The sequence below is a fragment of the Ramlibacter sp. genome (assembly GCF_035554825.1).
Lineage (GTDB): Bacteria > Pseudomonadota > Gammaproteobacteria > Burkholderiales > Burkholderiaceae_C > Ramlibacter.
This window is the reverse complement of record NZ_DATMHS010000176.1, coordinates 1-14,428: the sequence shown is the minus strand read 5'-3', so window position 1 is coordinate 14,428 and position 14,428 is coordinate 1. Positions and strand designations below refer to the sequence as shown.

The following is a 14,428-nucleotide window of genomic DNA, read 5'->3' as shown; positions in this document are numbered from 1 at the left end:
CATCCACCCCGGGGGGCCGCGGGTCGTCGGCGCGGTGGCGATCCGCGCGACGTTCGAGGCGATGTTCAGCAACGGCAGCGTGCGCGCCTGGCCCGAGCGCGCCCGCAAGACGCAGGGGGCGGCCAGCGCGGTGCACAACGTGCTCGAGCGGGTCGAAGTGCTCGGCACCCAGGGGCCCGCCCAGGCGTGGGTGATCGCCACCAACGTCTATCACAAGACGGCGCAGGGCTGGAAGCTGGTCGCGCATCACGCCAGCCCCGGCACCAGCAGCGAGATCCAGGAGGTGTCGGCGGGCGGACAGGTGCTGCATTGAAGTACGCCGCGCCCTGGTGGCTGCCCGGCGGCAATGCACAGACGATCTGGCCGGCCGTCGCGGCGCGCCGCCGCCGCGGTCCCGCGCCGCGTTTTCGGCGCGAGCGCTGGACCACGCCCGACGGCGACTTCGTCGATCTCGACTGGCTGGCCGCCGCGCCACCAGCGCCCGGACCAGCCCGCCCTTTGCTCGCGCTCTTCCACGGGCTGGAGGGCTCGTCGCGCAGCCACTATGCCGAAGCCTTTGCCGACGTCGCCGCCGAACGCGGGCTGGACTATGTCGTGCCCCATTTCCGCGGTTGCAGCGGCGAGCTCAACAAGGCTGCGCGCGCCTACCACTCCGGCGACCACGCGGAGATCGGCTGGATCCTGGCGCGGCTGCGCGAGCAGCGGCAGGGACCGTTGCTCGCGGTTGGCGTGTCGCTCGGCGGCAATGCCTTGCTGCGCTGGGCCGGCGAGGCCGGGGTTGCAGCGGCACGCTGCGCCGACGCCGTGGCCGCGGTGTGCGCGCCGCTGGACCTGGCGGCCGGAGCGGCCGCCATCGGCCGCGGCTTCAATCGGCTGGTGTACACGCAGATGTTCCTGCGCACCATGAAGCCCAAGGCACTGGCGAAGTGGGAACAGCATCCGGGCCTGTTCGATCGGGTGCGGCTGGCGGCCGCGCGCGACCTCTACGAATTCGACGACGTGTTCACCGCGCCGCTGCACGGGTTCCGCGATGCCGCCGACTATTACCGACGGGCGTCGGCCAAGCCGCATCTGCACCGCATCCGCATTCCGGCGCTCGCGCTCAACGCGTTGAACGATCCGTTCGTGCCGGCGGCGAGCGTGCCGACGGCCGAGGAAGCGGGCGTCCAGGTGACGCTGTGGCAGCCGGCGCAAGGCGGCCATGTCGGCTTTCCGTGCGGCCCCTGGCCGGCGCACGTGCGCTACATGCCCGAGCAGGTCACCAGCTGGCTGCTGCGCCAGGCGGGCCGCTGAGGCCGGGCTGTTCCGCCCCGGCAGTGCCGGCCAGCTCGGCCAGACGGCGGTGGGGTGGCCGCAGCACGCGCGCAGGCGGCTCGGGTTTCCACCGTTGGTCGCCCGCCACGCGGGGGAGATAAACGCACTCCTTACGTCCCGGAACCTGTCACCTCGATGTCAGACCCCGCCGCCTTGCTCGACGTGTCCTCGGTCACGGTGCGCTTTGGCGGAATCACGGCCCTGGACCGGGTCTCGTTCTCGGTGCCGGCGGGCCACATCACCGGACTGATCGGTCCCAACGGCGCGGGCAAGACCACCCTCTTCAATTGCCTGTCGCGCCTGTACAGCTTCAGCGAGGGCGAGATCCTCTTCGAGGGCCGGCCCCTGACCGCCACGCCGCCGCACGGCATTGCCGCGCTGGGCATCGGCCGCACGTTCCAGAACCTGGCGCTGTTTCGCACCATGAGCGTGTGGCAGAACATCATGCTGGGCGGCCACTGCCGCACGGCGAGCGGCTTTCTGTCCAATGCGCTGCGCCTGCCGCGGGTGCGGCGCGAGGAGGAGCAGCTGGCGGCGCACGCTGCCCGGACGGTGTCGCTGCTCGGCCTCGACGCGGTCGCCCAGACCCCGGTGGCCGACCTGCCGTTCGGCACGCAGAAGAAGGTCGAGCTCGGCCGCGCGTTGATGAGCCAGCCGAAGCTGCTGCTGCTGGACGAGCCGGCCGGCGGCCTCAACCACGAGGAAGTCGACGACCTGCGCCAGCTGCTGCGGCGCATCCAGTCCGAGCTGGGCCTCACCATCCTGCTGGTCGAGCACCACATGAACCTGGTGATGCGGGTCTCGGACCAGGTGGTGGCACTCGATTTCGGCCGCAAGATCGCCGACGGCCCCCCGGCCGACGTGCAGCACAACGCCGACGTGGTCCGTGCCTACCTGGGGGTGACGCCATGACCATGAGCGCCGGGCGGCCGGCCTGCAAGGACAACGAACCGCACGAGCTGGAGGAGCGTGGCGGCGCGCGGATGCCGTTGCTGCAGGTGCGCGGCCTGCACGCGCAGTACGGCAGCACGCGGGTGCTGCACGGCGTCGACTTCGAGGTGGGGCAGGGCGGCATCACCACCATCCTGGGCGCCAATGGCGCCGGCAAGACCACCTTGCTGCGCGCGATGTGCGGCATGGTTCGCACCCAGGGCGAGATCGCGCTCGGCGGCGCCCGCATCGACGGCAAGGCGACCGAGAACATCGTGCGCCTGGGCGTCGCGCACGTGCCCGACGGCCGCGGCACCTTCCTGAACTTCACCGTCGAGGAAAACCTGCGCATGGGCGCCTACACGCGGCGCGACCGCGAGCAGGTGCAGTCCGACTACGAGCGCATCTACGGCTACTTCCCCAAGCTCAGGGAGCGGCGCCGGCAGCAGGCGGGAACGCTGTCCGGCGGCGAGCAGCAGATGCTCGCCGTGTCGCGCGCGCTGATGCTCAAGCCCAGGCTGCTGCTGCTGGACGAGCCCTCGTTCGGGCTGGCGCCGCTGATCGTGCAGGAGCTGTTCGAGATCTTTCGCGCCATCAACCGCAGCGACGGCATCAGCATGCTGCTGGTGGAGCAGAACGCGGCGCTGGCGCTGCGGCTGGCCGACCATGCCTACCTGCTCGAGACCGGCCGGGTCGTGATCTCCGGCACGGCCGACGCGATCCGCAGCGACGAGTCGGTGCGCCGCTCCTACCTCGGCTACTGAAGGAGGCTGCATGGACCTGCTGCTGCACCAAGTCCTCTCCGGCCTCGCCACCGGCGGCATCTATGCCAGCGTGGCGCTGGCGCTGGTGATGATCTACCAGGCCACCCACCTGGTGAACTTCGCGCAGGGCGAGATGGCGATGTTCGCCACCTATCTGGCCTGGACGCTGATGCAGGCGGGCGTGCCCTACTGGGGTGCGTTCTTCCTCACCGTCGCCGCCGCCTTCGTTGGCGGCGTGGTCCTCGAGCGGGTGGTGATCCAGCCGGTCGAGAACGCGCCGATCCTGTCGGTGGTGATCGTCTTCATCGGCCTGCTGGTGATCTTCAACAGCGTCGCCGGCTGGATCTACAGCTACACAATCAAGCCGTTCCCGAGCCCGTTCCCGGCGCAGCCGCTGTTCGGCAACAGGTACCTCAGCTCGCACGACATGGGCTCGGCGGCGGTGACGCTGACCGTGCTGCTGCTGGTATTCGTCTTCTTCCGCTTCACGCCGCTGGGCCTGGCCATGCGGGCGGCGGCGCAGAACCCCGTGTCCAGCCGGCTGGTCGGGGTGCGGGTCGGCTGGATGCTGGCGCTGGGCTGGGGCCTGGCCGCCGCCATCGGCGCCGTCGCCGGCATCATGGTCGCCCCGGTCGTGTTCCTCGAGCCCAACATGATGGGCGGCATCCTGCTGTACGCGTTCGCCGGCGCGCTGCTGGGCGGCATCGACAGCCCCGGCGGGGCGGTGCTGGGCGGCTTCATCGTCGGCGTGCTGGAGAACGTGGTGGGCGTCTACCTCGGCACCGAACTGAAGCTGACGGTGGCGCTCGTGATCATCGTCGGCGTCCTGGTCGTGCGGCCTTCGGGCCTGTTCGGCAAGGTCCACGTGGCCCGGGTCTAGCAGGCCAGCGCCGATGAAGAATCCCCGACTCCTTGCCGCCCCGCCCGAGCTCGGCCGGCGCCAGATCGCGGCGCTGGCCGTGCTGCTGGTGCTCGCCTGCGTGCTGCCGTTCGTGCTGGGCAACTACCGCGTGTTCCAGCTGACGCTGGCGCTGGCCTACGCCATCGCGCTGCTCGGGCTGAACATGCTCACCGGCTACAACGGCCAGATCTCGCTGGGCCACGGCGCGTTCTATGCCATCGGCGCGTACACCGCGGCGATCCTGATGGACCGGGCCAGCTTCCCCTACTGGGCCACCATCCCGGTGGCCGGCCTGGTCTGCCTGGTGGCCGGTTTCCTGTTCGGCCTGCCGGCCCTGCGGCTGGAGGGCCTGTACCTGGCCCTGGCGACCTTCGCGCTCGGCGTGGCCATGCCGCAGATCCTGAAGCACAAGGCGCTGGAGCACTGGACCGGCGGCTCGCAGGGCGTCGTGATCATGAAGCCCGAGCCGCCGGCCTGGCTGCCGCTGTCGCAGGACCAGTGGCTCTATTTCTTCACGCTGGCCTGGGCGGTCGTGCTGTTCCTGGCCGGCTGGAACCTGCTGCGCGGGCGCGTCGGGCGGGCGCTGGTGGCGATCCGCGACCAGCCGATCGCGGCGCAGGCGATGGGCGTCAACACCGCGTTGTACAAGTCGCTCACGTTCGGCGTGTCGGCCTTCTACACCGGCGTCGCGGGCGCGCTCGGCGCGATCGCGGTGCAGTTCGTGGCGCCCGATTCGTTCTCGATCTTCCTGTCGATCACGCTGGTGGTCGGGGTCGTGGTCGGCGGCCTGGCCTCGATCTCGGGCGCGTTGTACGGCGCGCTGTTCATCCAGTTCATTCCCAACGTCGCCGACCAGCTCTCCAAGGCCGCGCCGTGGGCGATCTACGGCGTCTTTCTGATCGGCCTGATGTACGTCATGCCGTCCGGCGTGGCCGGCGCGATCCGGCTGGCGCGCCAGCGCTGGCGCCGGAAATGAAGGAGCGTGCCCGGCGGGCCGCGATGTGCAAGTGTGAACAGTCGAAAGGAAGCAAGATGACAGCAGTGAATATCCCGCGGCGTCGGTGGCTTGGCTCGTCGCTCGCGCTCGGCGCGTCCGTCATCGCCGCCCCGGTGTTCGCCCAGGGCAAGGCCACCGGCAAGCCCATCAAGCTGGGGCAGACCATGCCGTACAGCGGACCCGCCTCGGCCTACGGCACCATCGGCAAGGTGGAGCAGGGCTACTTCAAGATGATCAACGACCAGGGCGGCGTCAACGGCCACCCGATCGAGCTGATCTCGCTGGACGACGGCTACAGCCCGCCCAAGGCGGTGGAGCAGGTGCGCAAGCTGGTGGAGCAGGAGGACGTGCTGGCGTTGTTCCAGACGCTGGGCACGCCGAGCAACTCCGCCATCCACAAGTACGTCAACGCCAAGAAGGTGCCGCACCTGTTCGTCGCCACCGGCGCCACCAAGTGGAACGATCCGAAGAACTATCCGTGGACCTTCGGCTTCAACCTGAGCTACCAGACCGAGGGCGAGATCTACGCGCGCTACCTGCTGAAGAACAAGCCGGGCGCCAAGATCGCGATCCTGTACCAGAACGACGACTACGGCAAGGACGTGCTCGCCGGCGTCAAGCACGTGCTGACCGGCAACAACGCGAAGATGATCGTCAAGGAAGCCACCTACGAGGTCACCGATCCGACGGTGGACTCGCAGATCCTCACCCTGCAGTCCTCCGGCGCCGACACCTTCATCAACATCACCACGCCGAAGTTCGCGGCGCAGGCGGTGCGCAAGGCGTTCGATTCCGGCTGGAAGCCGCTGCACTTCCTGAACAACGTGGGCGCGTCGGTCGGCTCCGTGCTGACGCCGGCGGGCCTGGACAAGGCGGTGGGCTGCATCACGGTGCAGTACTACAAGGACGCCACCGATCCGCAGTGGAAGGACGATCCCGCGATGCTGGAATGGCGCGCCTTCATGGCCCGCTACTACCGCGACGGCAACGTCGAGGACGCCAGCAACGTCTACGGCTATATCGCGGCGCAGCTGATGGTGCAGGTGCTCAAGCAGTGCGGCAACGACTTCAGCCGCGACAACATCAAGAAGCAGGCCGAGAGCATCAGGAGCTTCCGCCCGCCGCTGCTGCTGCCGGGGATCGCGATGAACATGAGCCCGACCGACCATGCCCCGGTGGAACAGGCGCAGCTGTCGAAGTTCGACGGCAAGAAGTGGTCGCTGTTCGGCGAGGTGCTGGGCGGCGCGGGCTGAGCGCGGCCGCTCAGGGCGCTGCGGTCCTGACGGCGGCGGCGGCCGGGACCAGCGCGACCGGCGCCGAGCCCGGGGCCGCCGGCCCCGCCGCCTTCGCCAGCGCCGCCGAGGCGGGAGCGGATGCGCCGGCCAGCGGCGCCGACGCCGCGGCGCTCGCGGCCGCCGCCGGGCTGGGGGCCGACGGCCAGGCCACTTCGGCGGCCGGGCGCGGCTTGCCGATCGGCGTCGTGGCCTTGCCCTGGCGCACCGCCGCCAGGTCCTCTTCGCTGGGGTACAGGCCCATCAGCCAGTAGTCGAAGATCCGGCGCGCGATCGGCGCCGCGTTGGCCGCGCCGAAGCCGGCGTTCTCCACCACCATGCCGATCGCGACCTTGGGGTCCTCGGCCGGCGCATAGGCGATGAACAGCGCGTGGTCGCGGTGCCGCTCGTCGAGCTTCGAGGCGTTGTACTTCTCGCCCTGCTTGATCGTGATCACCTGCGCCGTGCCGGTCTTGCCGCCGCTGGTGTAGGCGGCGCCGCGGAACGCCGCCGCCGACGTGCCCTCGATGTTCACGCCCACCATCGCCTTGCGGATGATGGCGGCGTTCTCGGGCTTGGCCGTGAGCTGCCCGACCTGCTGCGGCGCGATCCTGGCGCTCTTGCCGTGCGCGATGTCGATGATCTGGCTCACCAGGTGCGGCTTCATGCGCACCCCGTCGTTGGCCAGGGTGCCGGTGGCGGTGGCCATCTGCAGCACCGTGAAGTTGTTGTAGCCCTGGCCGATGCCCAGCGAGATGGTCTCGCCGGCGTACCACTTCTGCTGCTCCGGGCGGCGGTAGGCGTTGCGCTTCCACTTCGTCGACGGCAGCAGGCCGCGCGATTCGCCGGCGATGTCGATGCCGGTGATCTCGCCGAAGCCGAAGTGCGACATCTGCTCGTGGATCAGGTCCACGCCCATGTCGTTGGCCAGCATGTAGTAGTAGGTGTCGCACGACTGCACGATCGACTTGTACATGTCGACCGAGCCGTGGCCGCCTTCCTTGTCGTCGCGGAACTTGTGGTTGCCGAACCAGAAATGCCCGGGGTCATGGATGGCCTGCTCGGGGCGCCGCTTGCCGGTTTCGAGCGCCGCCAGCGCCATGAAGGGCTTGTAGGTGGACCCCGGCGGATAGGTGCCGCGCAAGGCCCGATTGAGCAGCGGCTTGTCGAGCGATTCGTTCAGCGCCTGCCAGTTCTCGGAATCGATCCCGTCCACGAACAGGTTGGGATCGAACGTCGGCTTGCTGACGAAGGTCAGCACCTCGCCGGTCTTGGGGTCCAGCGCAACCAGCGCGCCGCGGCGATCGCCGTACAGGTCCTCGACCAGTTTCTGCAGCTTGATGTCGATCGACAGCTGCACCGTGTTGCCGGGCGTCGAGGGACTGCTGGCGAGCTTGCGCACGGCGCGGCCGCCGGCGGAAGTCTCCACCTGCTCGACCCCCGTGATGCCGTGCAGCTGCTTCTCGTAGGCCTGCTCGATGCCCAGCTTGCCGATGTATTCCGTGCCGCGGTAGTTGGCCAGGTCCTCTTCGTCCCAGTCCTCCATCAGCTTCTTCTCGGCCTGGTTGACGCGGCCGATGTAGCCGATGACATGGCTTCCGAGCTCGCCCCAGGGGTAGCTGCGGAACAGGCGCGCCTTGATCTCGGCGCCGGGAAAGCGGTAGCGCTGGGCGGCGAAGCGCGCGACTTCCTCGTCGGTCAGCTTGGTGCGGATCGGCAGCGAGTCGATGCTCTTGGTTTCCTCCAGCAGCTTCTTGAACCGGCGCCGGTCGCGCGGCTGGATCTCGACCACCTGCGACAGCTCGTCGATCACCTTGTCCAGCGGCCCGGCCAGGCGGGCCGGCGTCAGCTCGAGCGTGTAGGCCGAATAGTTGCTCGCCAGCACGATGCCGTTGCGATCCAGGATCAGGCCGCGGTTGGGCACCACCGGCACGATCGTCGTGCGGTTGTTCTCGGCCTGCTCCTGCAGGTCGGTGTGGCGCACCACCTGCAGCCACAGCAGCCGGCTGGCCAGCAGCACGAACGCCACCAGCACCACGAGGCTGGCGACGAACACCCGCACGCGGAAGCGGGCGAGGTCGGCCTCGACGTTTCTGAGTTCGGTCATGGGGGCAAGGGGCTCGGGAGATGCGACAGCTTAGACAGCCGCGGGCCGGGCGGGTTCGGCTGTTTCCCTAGCCTGGCCGCCCGGCCGGGCGTCACAAGGGCCTATTTTCGTCGGGATCGGGGGCGCGCCGCTGGGGCGCCAGCAGGACGATGCTCACGACCGGCCAAAGCAGGCATTCGATCACGGGGGCGAGCAGCACGCTCAGACCGGGGAAGGCGCCGCCGGCCATCATCCGCACCGTCAGCTCGATGGCGTGGGATGCCACGAACAGCGGCAGCACCTGCAGCGCCTGCGACGGCACCGAAAACCAGAGCAGGCGGCGGTGGATCGTGATCGCGAAGTAGCTGAGGGCGGTGTAGGCGAGCGCATGCTGGCCGAGCAGGCCGGTCTGGTGCACGTCCATGGCCAGCCCGAACACGAACGCGGCGCCGATGCCCACGCGCAGCGGCTGGTGCACGCTCCAGAACACCAGCACCAGCGCCAGCAGGTCCGGCATCCAGGGCGTGCGCCCGAGCGGGACCATGTTGGCCAGCAACCCCAGCAACAGGGTGGCCCAGATGAAGACGGGATTGGCCGGCAGCAGCAGCTGCTGGCCCGGTCGCATGATCATGGCCGGCGCGCCTCCATGCCGGTCGCGCCGCGCGGCGGGCGGCTCATTTGCGCGCTCCCTTCTTCGGCGCCGCGGCTTCCTCCGCGGCCGGCCGCTCCGGCATCTGCATGCCCAGCGGGGCCAGCACCATCACGTGGCGGGCGCCGGTGACCATCGCCTGCGGCGCGCACTCGATGCGGGCGAAGCCGGACTCGGCGCGCCGCTCCACGTGCAGCACCTTGGCCACCGGCAGGCCGGGCGGGTAGACCCCGTCGACGCCGCTGGTGGTCAGCAGGTCGCCCACCTGCACGTCGGCGTTGCCGGCCATGAAGCGCAGTTCCAGCGCGCCGCCCTTGCCGGACGGATCGCCGTAGGCCACGCTGCGGGCGCCGGTGCGCGCGTTCAGCACCGGCATCGCCTGCTCGCGGTCGATCACCAGGGTCACTTCGCTCACCAGCGGATGGACCCGGGTGACCTGCCCCAGCACCCCGTATTCGTCGACGACCGGCGAGCCGGCCTCGATTCCCTGCGCCAGCCCGCGGTCGATGATCACCTTGCGGGTATAGGGATCGGCGGCGTCGTACAGCACTTCGGCGGCGGTGGCCCGGGTGGCCACCCGGCCGCGCAATTCCAGCAGCTTGCGCAACCGCTGGTTCTCCGCCTCGAGCTGTTCGACCTGGTTGGCGCGCAGCGACTGCAGCGCCAACTTGCGCCGGGCGGCCGCCTCGCTGGCCTGGGCCGCTTCCAGCGACTCGAAGTAGGTGGCGACGAAGCGGGCCGCGACGACCGGGCGCATCGCCACCCATTGCACCGGATAGAGCACCGTGGCGACCACCGCGCGCAGCGGCTGGGCGATGCGAAAGCGGGCGTCGGCGACCATCAGGAACAGGGCCAGCGCGCTGCAGACCATGAGCTTGGAGAGCGCCGACGGCCCTTGCTTGAAGAAGGGCGGCGGCGTCCGGTCGAGCGTCCCTAACGGCATGGCGCATTGTCCTCCCCCGCCCGGGGAGGAGACGAGGTCATTCGCTGGTGAAGATGCTGCCCAGGCGTTCCATCCGCTCGAGGGCGATGCCGCAGCCGCGCACGACGCAGGTCAGCGGGTCTTCGGCCACGAGCACCGGCAGGCCGGTCTCTTCCGCCAGCAGGCGGTCCAGGTCGCGCAGCAGGGCGCCGCCGCCGGTGAGCATCATGCCGCGCTCGGCGATGTCGGCGCCGAGTTCGGGCGGCGTGCTTTCCAGCGCGTTCTTCACCGCCGAGACGATGTTGTTGAGCGGATCGGTCAACGCTTCCAGGATCTCGTTGGACGAGATCGTGAAGGAGCGCGGCACGCCTTCGGACAGGTTGCGGCCCTTGACCTCGATCTCCTTGACTTCGCTGCCGGGGAAAGCCGAGCCGATGTTCTTCTTGATCGCTTCGGCCGTGGGCTCGCCGATCAGCATGCCGTAGTTGCGGCGGATGTAGCTGATGATGGCCTCGTCGAACTTGTCGCCGCCGACGCGCACGCTGCCCTTGTAGACCATGCCGCCCAGCGAGATCACGCCGACCTCGGTGGTGCCGCCGCCGATGTCGACCACCATCGAGCCGGAGGCTTCGGAGACCGGCAGCCCGGCGCCGATCGCGGCGGCCATCGGTTCCTCGATCAGGTAGACCTCGCTCGCCCCGGCGCCCAGCGCCGATTCGCGGATCGCGCGGCGCTCGACCTGGGTCGAACCGCAGGGCACGCAGATGATGATGCGCGGGCTGGGCTTGAGCACCGAGCGCGGATGCACCATCTTGATGAACTGCTTGAGCATCTGCTCGGTGACGGTGAAGTCGGCGATGACGCCGTCCTTCATCGGGCGGATCGCTTCGATGTTGCCCGGCACCTTGCCCAGCATCGCCTTGGCTTCGTGGCCGACGGCCTGGATCGTCTTCTTGCCCTGCGGGCCGCCTTCGTGGCGGATGGCCACGACCGAGGGCTCGTCCAGCACGATGCCGCGGTCGCGCACAAAGATCAGGGTGTTGGCGGTGCCCAGGTCGATGGCGAGGTCGGTCGACAGGTACCGACGGAAAGCTCCGAACATCAGGAAGTCCTCTCGCGGGCGGCGGGACGGGCCCCCCTGCCACCGCATGTGAATCAGTGTTTTTTCGGGCACGAGGCCCGGTATTCCCGGCCGCCGGGGCAGCCGTCGCGCTAAAGACGGGATAATACCCGATCCCCTGTGAAGCGCCGGCGCGCGGCGGGTCGCGGCAAGCCCCGTGGCCACCCCCCGCCGGCATGACTGTTTCCGCCATGGCACTGACCCCCCAAGACATCGCCCGCATCGCGCGGCTGGCCCGGCTGGAGCTGGGTGCGCAGGAGAGCGAGCGCATGCTCACCCAGCTCAACGGCTTCTTCGACCTGGTCGAGAAGATGCGCGCCGTCGACACCGCCGGCATCGAGCCGCTGGCGCATCCGCTGGACGCGGTGCAGGACATGCCCCTGCGCCTGCGCGCGGACGTCGCCAGCGAACAGGTCGACCGCGAGTCCAACCAGCGCAGCGCGCCGGCCGTCGAGCGCGGCCTGTTCCTGGTGCCGAAGGTGATCGAATGAGCCAGTTGCACGACCTCACCGTGGCCGAACTGGCGGCCAAGCTGCGCGCGAAGGACGTCTCGGCCGTCGAGGTCGCGCGGCATTTCCTGGCGCGCGGCGCGAGCCACCGGTCGCTCGGCGCCTACCTCGCCGTCGACGAGCAGGTGACCCTGGCCCAGGCCCGGGCCGCCGACGCGCGCATCGCCGCCGGCGAGAGCGCGCCGCTGCTGGGGGTGCCGGTCGCCCACAAGGACATCTTCGTCACCCGCGATTTCGCCAGCACCGCCGGCTCGAAGATGCTCGAGGGCTACCGCTCGCCGTTCGACGCGACGGTGGTGCAGCGCCTGGCCGGCGCCGGCGCCGTGACGCTGGGCAAGTTGAATTGCGACGAGTTCGCGATGGGCTCGTCCAACGAGAACTCGGCGTACCACGTGGCGCGCAACCCGTGGGACCCGGCGCGCATTCCGGGCGGCTCCTCCGGCGGCAGCGCCGTCGCCGTCGCCGCGCGCCTGGCGCCGGCGGCGACCGGCACCGACACCGGCGGCTCGATCCGCCAGCCGGCGTCCTTCTGCGGCATCACCGGCATCAAGCCGACCTATGGCCGCGCCTCGCGCTACGGGATGATCGCGTTCGCTTCCAGCCTCGACCAGGCCGGTCCGATGGCGCGCACGGCCGAAGACTGCGCGCTGCTGCTGTCCGCCATGTGCGCGCCCGATCCCGACCGGGATTCGACTTCGCTCGAGATCGCGCCCGAGGACTTCACCCGTTCGCTGAACGACTCGCTCGAAGGGCTGCGCGTCGGCGTGCCGCGCGAGTTCTTCGGGGCCGGCCTCGCCGCCGACGTGCGCGCCGCGATCGACGCCGCGCTGCAGGAGCTGCGCCAGCAGGGCGCGCAGCTGGTGGAGATCTCGCTGCCGCGCACCGAGCTGTCGATCCCCGTCTATTACATCATCGCACCGGCGGAAGCGTCGTCGAACCTGTCGCGCTACGACGGCGTGAAGTTCGGCCATCGCGCGAGGCAGTACGGCGACCTGATCGACATGTACCAGAAGAGCCGCGCCGAAGGGTTCGGCGACGAGGTCAAGCGCCGCATCATGGTCGGCACCTACGTGCTCTCGCACGGCTACTACGACGCCTACTACCTGCAGGCGCAGAAGATCCGCCGCATGATCGCCGACGATTTCCAGCAGGCGTTCCGGCAGTGCGACGTGATCGCCGGCCCGGTGGCGCCGACGGTCGCGTGGAAGCTCGGCGAGAAGGCCGACGACCCGGTGGCCAACTACCTGGCCGACATCTTCACCCTGCCGGGCTCGCTGGCCGGCCTGCCGGGCCTGTCGGTGCCCTGCGGCTTCGGCGAGGCCGGCATGCCGGTCGGCCTGCAGCTGCTGGGCAACTATTTCGGCGAAGCGAAGCTGCTGAACGTCGCGCACCGGCTGCAGCGGGTCACCGACTTCCACCAACGCATTCCCGTGGCGGTGGACGCCGCTCCGGAGGCACGCGCATGAGCAAGTTGATCCATGGCTACGAGGTCGTGATCGGCTTCGAGACCCACGCCCAGCTGTCGACGCAGTCGAAGATCTTCAGCCGCGCCGCGACGGCGTTCGGCGCCGAGCCCAACACCCAGGCCTGCCCGGTCGACCTGGCGCTGCCCGGCACGCTGCCGGTGATGAACAAGGGCGCGGTGGAGCGGGCGATCGAGTTCGGGCTGGCGGTGAACGCCCGGATCGCGCCGCGCAGCATCTTCGCGCGCAAGAACTACTTCTATCCCGACCTGCCCAAGGGCTACCAGATCAGCCAGTACGAAATCCCGGTGGTGCAGGGCGGCGCCGTCGAGTTCTACCTGGGCACCGAGAAGATGCTGGTGCGCTTGGTGCGCGCCCACCTCGAGGAAGATGCCGGCAAGTCGCTGCACGAGGACTTCGTCGGCCAGTCCGGCATCGACCTCAATCGGGCCGGCACGCCGCTGCTGGAGATCGTCACCGAGCCGGACATGCGCTCGTCGGACGAGGCGGTGGCGTACGCCAAGGAACTGCACAAGATCGTCACCTGGATCGGCATCTGCGACGGCAACATGCAGGAAGGCAGCTTCCGCTGCGACGCCAACGTCTCGGTGCGCAAGCCGGGCGCGCCGCTGGGCACGCGGCGCGAGATCAAGAACCTGAACAGTTTCAAGTTCATGCAGCAGGCGATCGACTTCGAGATCCGCTGGCAGATCGAGGAGCTGGAGGACGGGCGGGCGATCCAGCAGGCCACCGTGCTGTTCGATCCCGACACCGGCGAGACCCGCGCCATGCGCACCAAGGAAGACGCGGCCGATTACCGCTACTTCCCCGACCCCGACCTGCCGCCGCTGGTGATCGCGCCCGACTGGGTCGAGCGGGTGCGCTCGCAGATGGCGGAGCTGCCGCGGGTGATGGCCGCGCGCTTCGTGGCGCAGTACGGCTTGCCCGAGTACGACGCGACGACGCTCACGCAGAGCAAGGCGATGGCGGGCTATTTCGAGACGGCGGCGCAGGCCAGCGGCCAGCCCAAGCTGGCCAGCAACTGGGTCATGGGCGAGCTGTCGCGCCGGGTCAATGCCGAGGACCGCTCGTTCGCGCAGCTGCCGGTCGGCGCGCCGACGCTGGCGACGCTGATCGGGCGCATCGCCGACGGCACCATCTCCAACAACGCCGCGCGCCAGGTGTTCGACGAGCTGTGGACCGGCGGCGGCGACGTCGACGCGATCGTCGAAGCCAAGGGCCTCAGGCAGATGAACGACAGCGGCGCGCTGGAGACGATCGTCGACCAGGTGATCGCGGCCAACCCGGACAACGTGGCCCAGTTCAAGGCCGGCAAGGACAAGGCCTTCAACGCGCTGGTCGGTCAGGTGATGAAGGCGAGCAAGGGCAAGGCGAACCCGGCCCAGGTCAACGAGCTGCTGCGGCGCAAGCTCGCCTGAAGCGAGCCGGCCGCGCTCAGCGATTGGCCGTGCGCGGCGCCGGGGCCGCCGCCAGCGGCGCCG

At 69.6% G+C, this 14,428-nt stretch carries 14 protein-coding genes; 10 read left to right on the top strand and 4 right to left on the bottom strand.

Annotation, left to right across the window (positions count from 1 at the left end; genetic code table 11):
- From VNT59_RS21770 to VNT59_RS21740, 7 genes are all read left to right on the top strand, one after another.
- On the top strand, positions 1-313 hold a 313-nt coding region (locus tag VNT59_RS21770), incomplete at its 5' end, for a YybH family protein (RefSeq protein WP_325502081.1).
- Positions 310-1,293, top strand: a complete 984-nt coding sequence (locus VNT59_RS21765) for a YheT family hydrolase (protein ID WP_325502079.1) — start codon at positions 310-312, stop codon at positions 1,291-1,293. The genes VNT59_RS21770 and VNT59_RS21765, both read left to right, overlap by 4 nt.
- 156 nt (positions 1,294-1,449) lie before the next feature.
- Entirely contained in the window at positions 1,450-2,226 is a 777-nt protein-coding gene (locus tag VNT59_RS21760) for an ABC transporter ATP-binding protein (protein ID WP_325502077.1), read from the top strand.
- A gap of 71 nt (positions 2,227-2,297) precedes the next feature.
- Positions 2,298-3,008, top strand: coding sequence for an ABC transporter ATP-binding protein (locus VNT59_RS21755; RefSeq protein WP_325502083.1), 711 nt, complete (start codon positions 2,298-2,300; stop codon positions 3,006-3,008).
- 10 nt (positions 3,009-3,018) lie between these two features.
- On the top strand, positions 3,019-3,888 hold the full coding sequence (locus VNT59_RS21750) for a branched-chain amino acid ABC transporter permease (protein ID WP_325502075.1): 870 nt from the start codon (positions 3,019-3,021) through the stop codon (positions 3,886-3,888).
- Positions 3,889-3,901: 13 nt separating this feature from the next.
- Entirely contained in the window at positions 3,902-4,885 is a 984-nt protein-coding gene (locus VNT59_RS21745; RefSeq protein ID WP_325502073.1) for a branched-chain amino acid ABC transporter permease, read from the top strand.
- A gap of 56 nt (positions 4,886-4,941) precedes the next feature.
- On the top strand, positions 4,942-6,159 hold the full coding sequence (locus VNT59_RS21740; protein ID WP_325502071.1) for an ABC transporter substrate-binding protein: 1,218 nt from the start codon (positions 4,942-4,944) through the stop codon (positions 6,157-6,159).
- Positions 6,160-6,169: 10 nt separating this feature from the next.
- Here the strand turns inward: VNT59_RS21740 and mrdA are convergent, their stop codons facing one another.
- From mrdA to VNT59_RS21720, 4 genes are all read right to left on the bottom strand, one after another.
- The gene (mrdA, locus tag VNT59_RS21735; protein WP_325502069.1) at positions 6,170-8,284 is read right to left on the bottom strand and encodes a penicillin-binding protein 2; all 2,115 of its coding nucleotides are present in this window, start codon (positions 8,282-8,284) and stop codon (positions 6,170-6,172) included.
- Between the two features lie 91 nt (positions 8,285-8,375).
- Positions 8,376-8,894, bottom strand: a complete 519-nt coding sequence (mreD, locus tag VNT59_RS21730) for a rod shape-determining protein MreD (RefSeq protein WP_325502067.1) — start codon at positions 8,892-8,894, stop codon at positions 8,376-8,378.
- Between the two features lie 43 nt (positions 8,895-8,937).
- On the bottom strand, positions 8,938-9,855 hold the full coding sequence (mreC, locus tag VNT59_RS21725) for a rod shape-determining protein MreC (protein ID WP_325502065.1): 918 nt from the start codon (positions 9,853-9,855) through the stop codon (positions 8,938-8,940).
- A gap of 37 nt (positions 9,856-9,892) precedes the next feature.
- On the bottom strand, positions 9,893-10,936 hold the full coding sequence (locus VNT59_RS21720; RefSeq protein ID WP_325502063.1) for a rod shape-determining protein: 1,044 nt from the start codon (positions 10,934-10,936) through the stop codon (positions 9,893-9,895).
- A 209-nt stretch (positions 10,937-11,145) separates the two neighbouring features.
- Here VNT59_RS21720 and gatC point away from each other — a divergent pair, with 209 nt between their 5' ends.
- From gatC to gatB, 3 genes are read left to right on the top strand one after another with little or no spacing between them, the layout of a single operon-like run.
- Entirely contained in the window at positions 11,146-11,445 is a 300-nt protein-coding gene (gene gatC, locus VNT59_RS21715) for an Asp-tRNA(Asn)/Glu-tRNA(Gln) amidotransferase subunit GatC (RefSeq protein ID WP_325502061.1), read from the top strand.
- A complete protein-coding gene (gene gatA, locus VNT59_RS21710; protein WP_325502059.1) occupies positions 11,442-12,929 on the top strand; it encodes an Asp-tRNA(Asn)/Glu-tRNA(Gln) amidotransferase subunit GatA in 1,488 nt (495 codons plus the stop codon). The genes gatC and gatA overlap by 4 nt, the downstream gene beginning before the upstream one ends.
- Complete coding sequence (gene gatB, locus VNT59_RS21705) at positions 12,926-14,365, top strand: Asp-tRNA(Asn)/Glu-tRNA(Gln) amidotransferase subunit GatB (protein ID WP_325502057.1); 1,440 nt, start codon at positions 12,926-12,928, stop codon at positions 14,363-14,365. Before gatA ends, gatB begins: the two co-directional genes overlap by 4 nt.
- The last annotated feature ends 63 nt before the right edge of the window (positions 14,366-14,428 follow it).

What these genes read in the sequence shown, in the direction of transcription:
- VNT59_RS21760 (WP_325502077.1), top strand. Translation starts at nt 1,450, where the DNA reads ATGTCAGACCCCGCCGCCTTGCTCGACGTGTCCTCGGTCACGGTGCGC.
- VNT59_RS21755 (WP_325502083.1), top strand. Translation starts at nt 2,298, where the DNA reads ATGCCGTTGCTGCAGGTGCGCGGCCTGCACGCGCAGTACGGCAGCACG.
- VNT59_RS21750 (WP_325502075.1), top strand. Translation starts at nt 3,019, where the DNA reads ATGGACCTGCTGCTGCACCAAGTCCTCTCCGGCCTCGCCACCGGCGGC.
- VNT59_RS21745 (WP_325502073.1), top strand. Translation starts at nt 3,902, where the DNA reads ATGAAGAATCCCCGACTCCTTGCCGCCCCGCCCGAGCTCGGCCGGCGC.
- VNT59_RS21740 (WP_325502071.1), top strand. Translation starts at nt 4,942, where the DNA reads ATGACAGCAGTGAATATCCCGCGGCGTCGGTGGCTTGGCTCGTCGCTC.
- mrdA (WP_325502069.1), bottom strand. Translation starts at nt 8,284, where the DNA reads ATGACCGAACTCAGAAACGTCGAGGCCGACCTCGCCCGCTTCCGCGTG.
- mreD (WP_325502067.1), bottom strand. Translation starts at nt 8,894, where the DNA reads ATGATCATGCGACCGGGCCAGCAGCTGCTGCTGCCGGCCAATCCCGTC.
- mreC (WP_325502065.1), bottom strand. Translation starts at nt 9,855, where the DNA reads ATGCCGTTAGGGACGCTCGACCGGACGCCGCCGCCCTTCTTCAAGCAA.
- VNT59_RS21720 (WP_325502063.1), bottom strand. Translation starts at nt 10,936, where the DNA reads ATGTTCGGAGCTTTCCGTCGGTACCTGTCGACCGACCTCGCCATCGAC.
- gatC (WP_325502061.1), top strand. Translation starts at nt 11,146, where the DNA reads ATGGCACTGACCCCCCAAGACATCGCCCGCATCGCGCGGCTGGCCCGG.
- gatA (WP_325502059.1), top strand. Translation starts at nt 11,442, where the DNA reads ATGAGCCAGTTGCACGACCTCACCGTGGCCGAACTGGCGGCCAAGCTG.
- gatB (WP_325502057.1), top strand. Translation starts at nt 12,926, where the DNA reads ATGAGCAAGTTGATCCATGGCTACGAGGTCGTGATCGGCTTCGAGACC.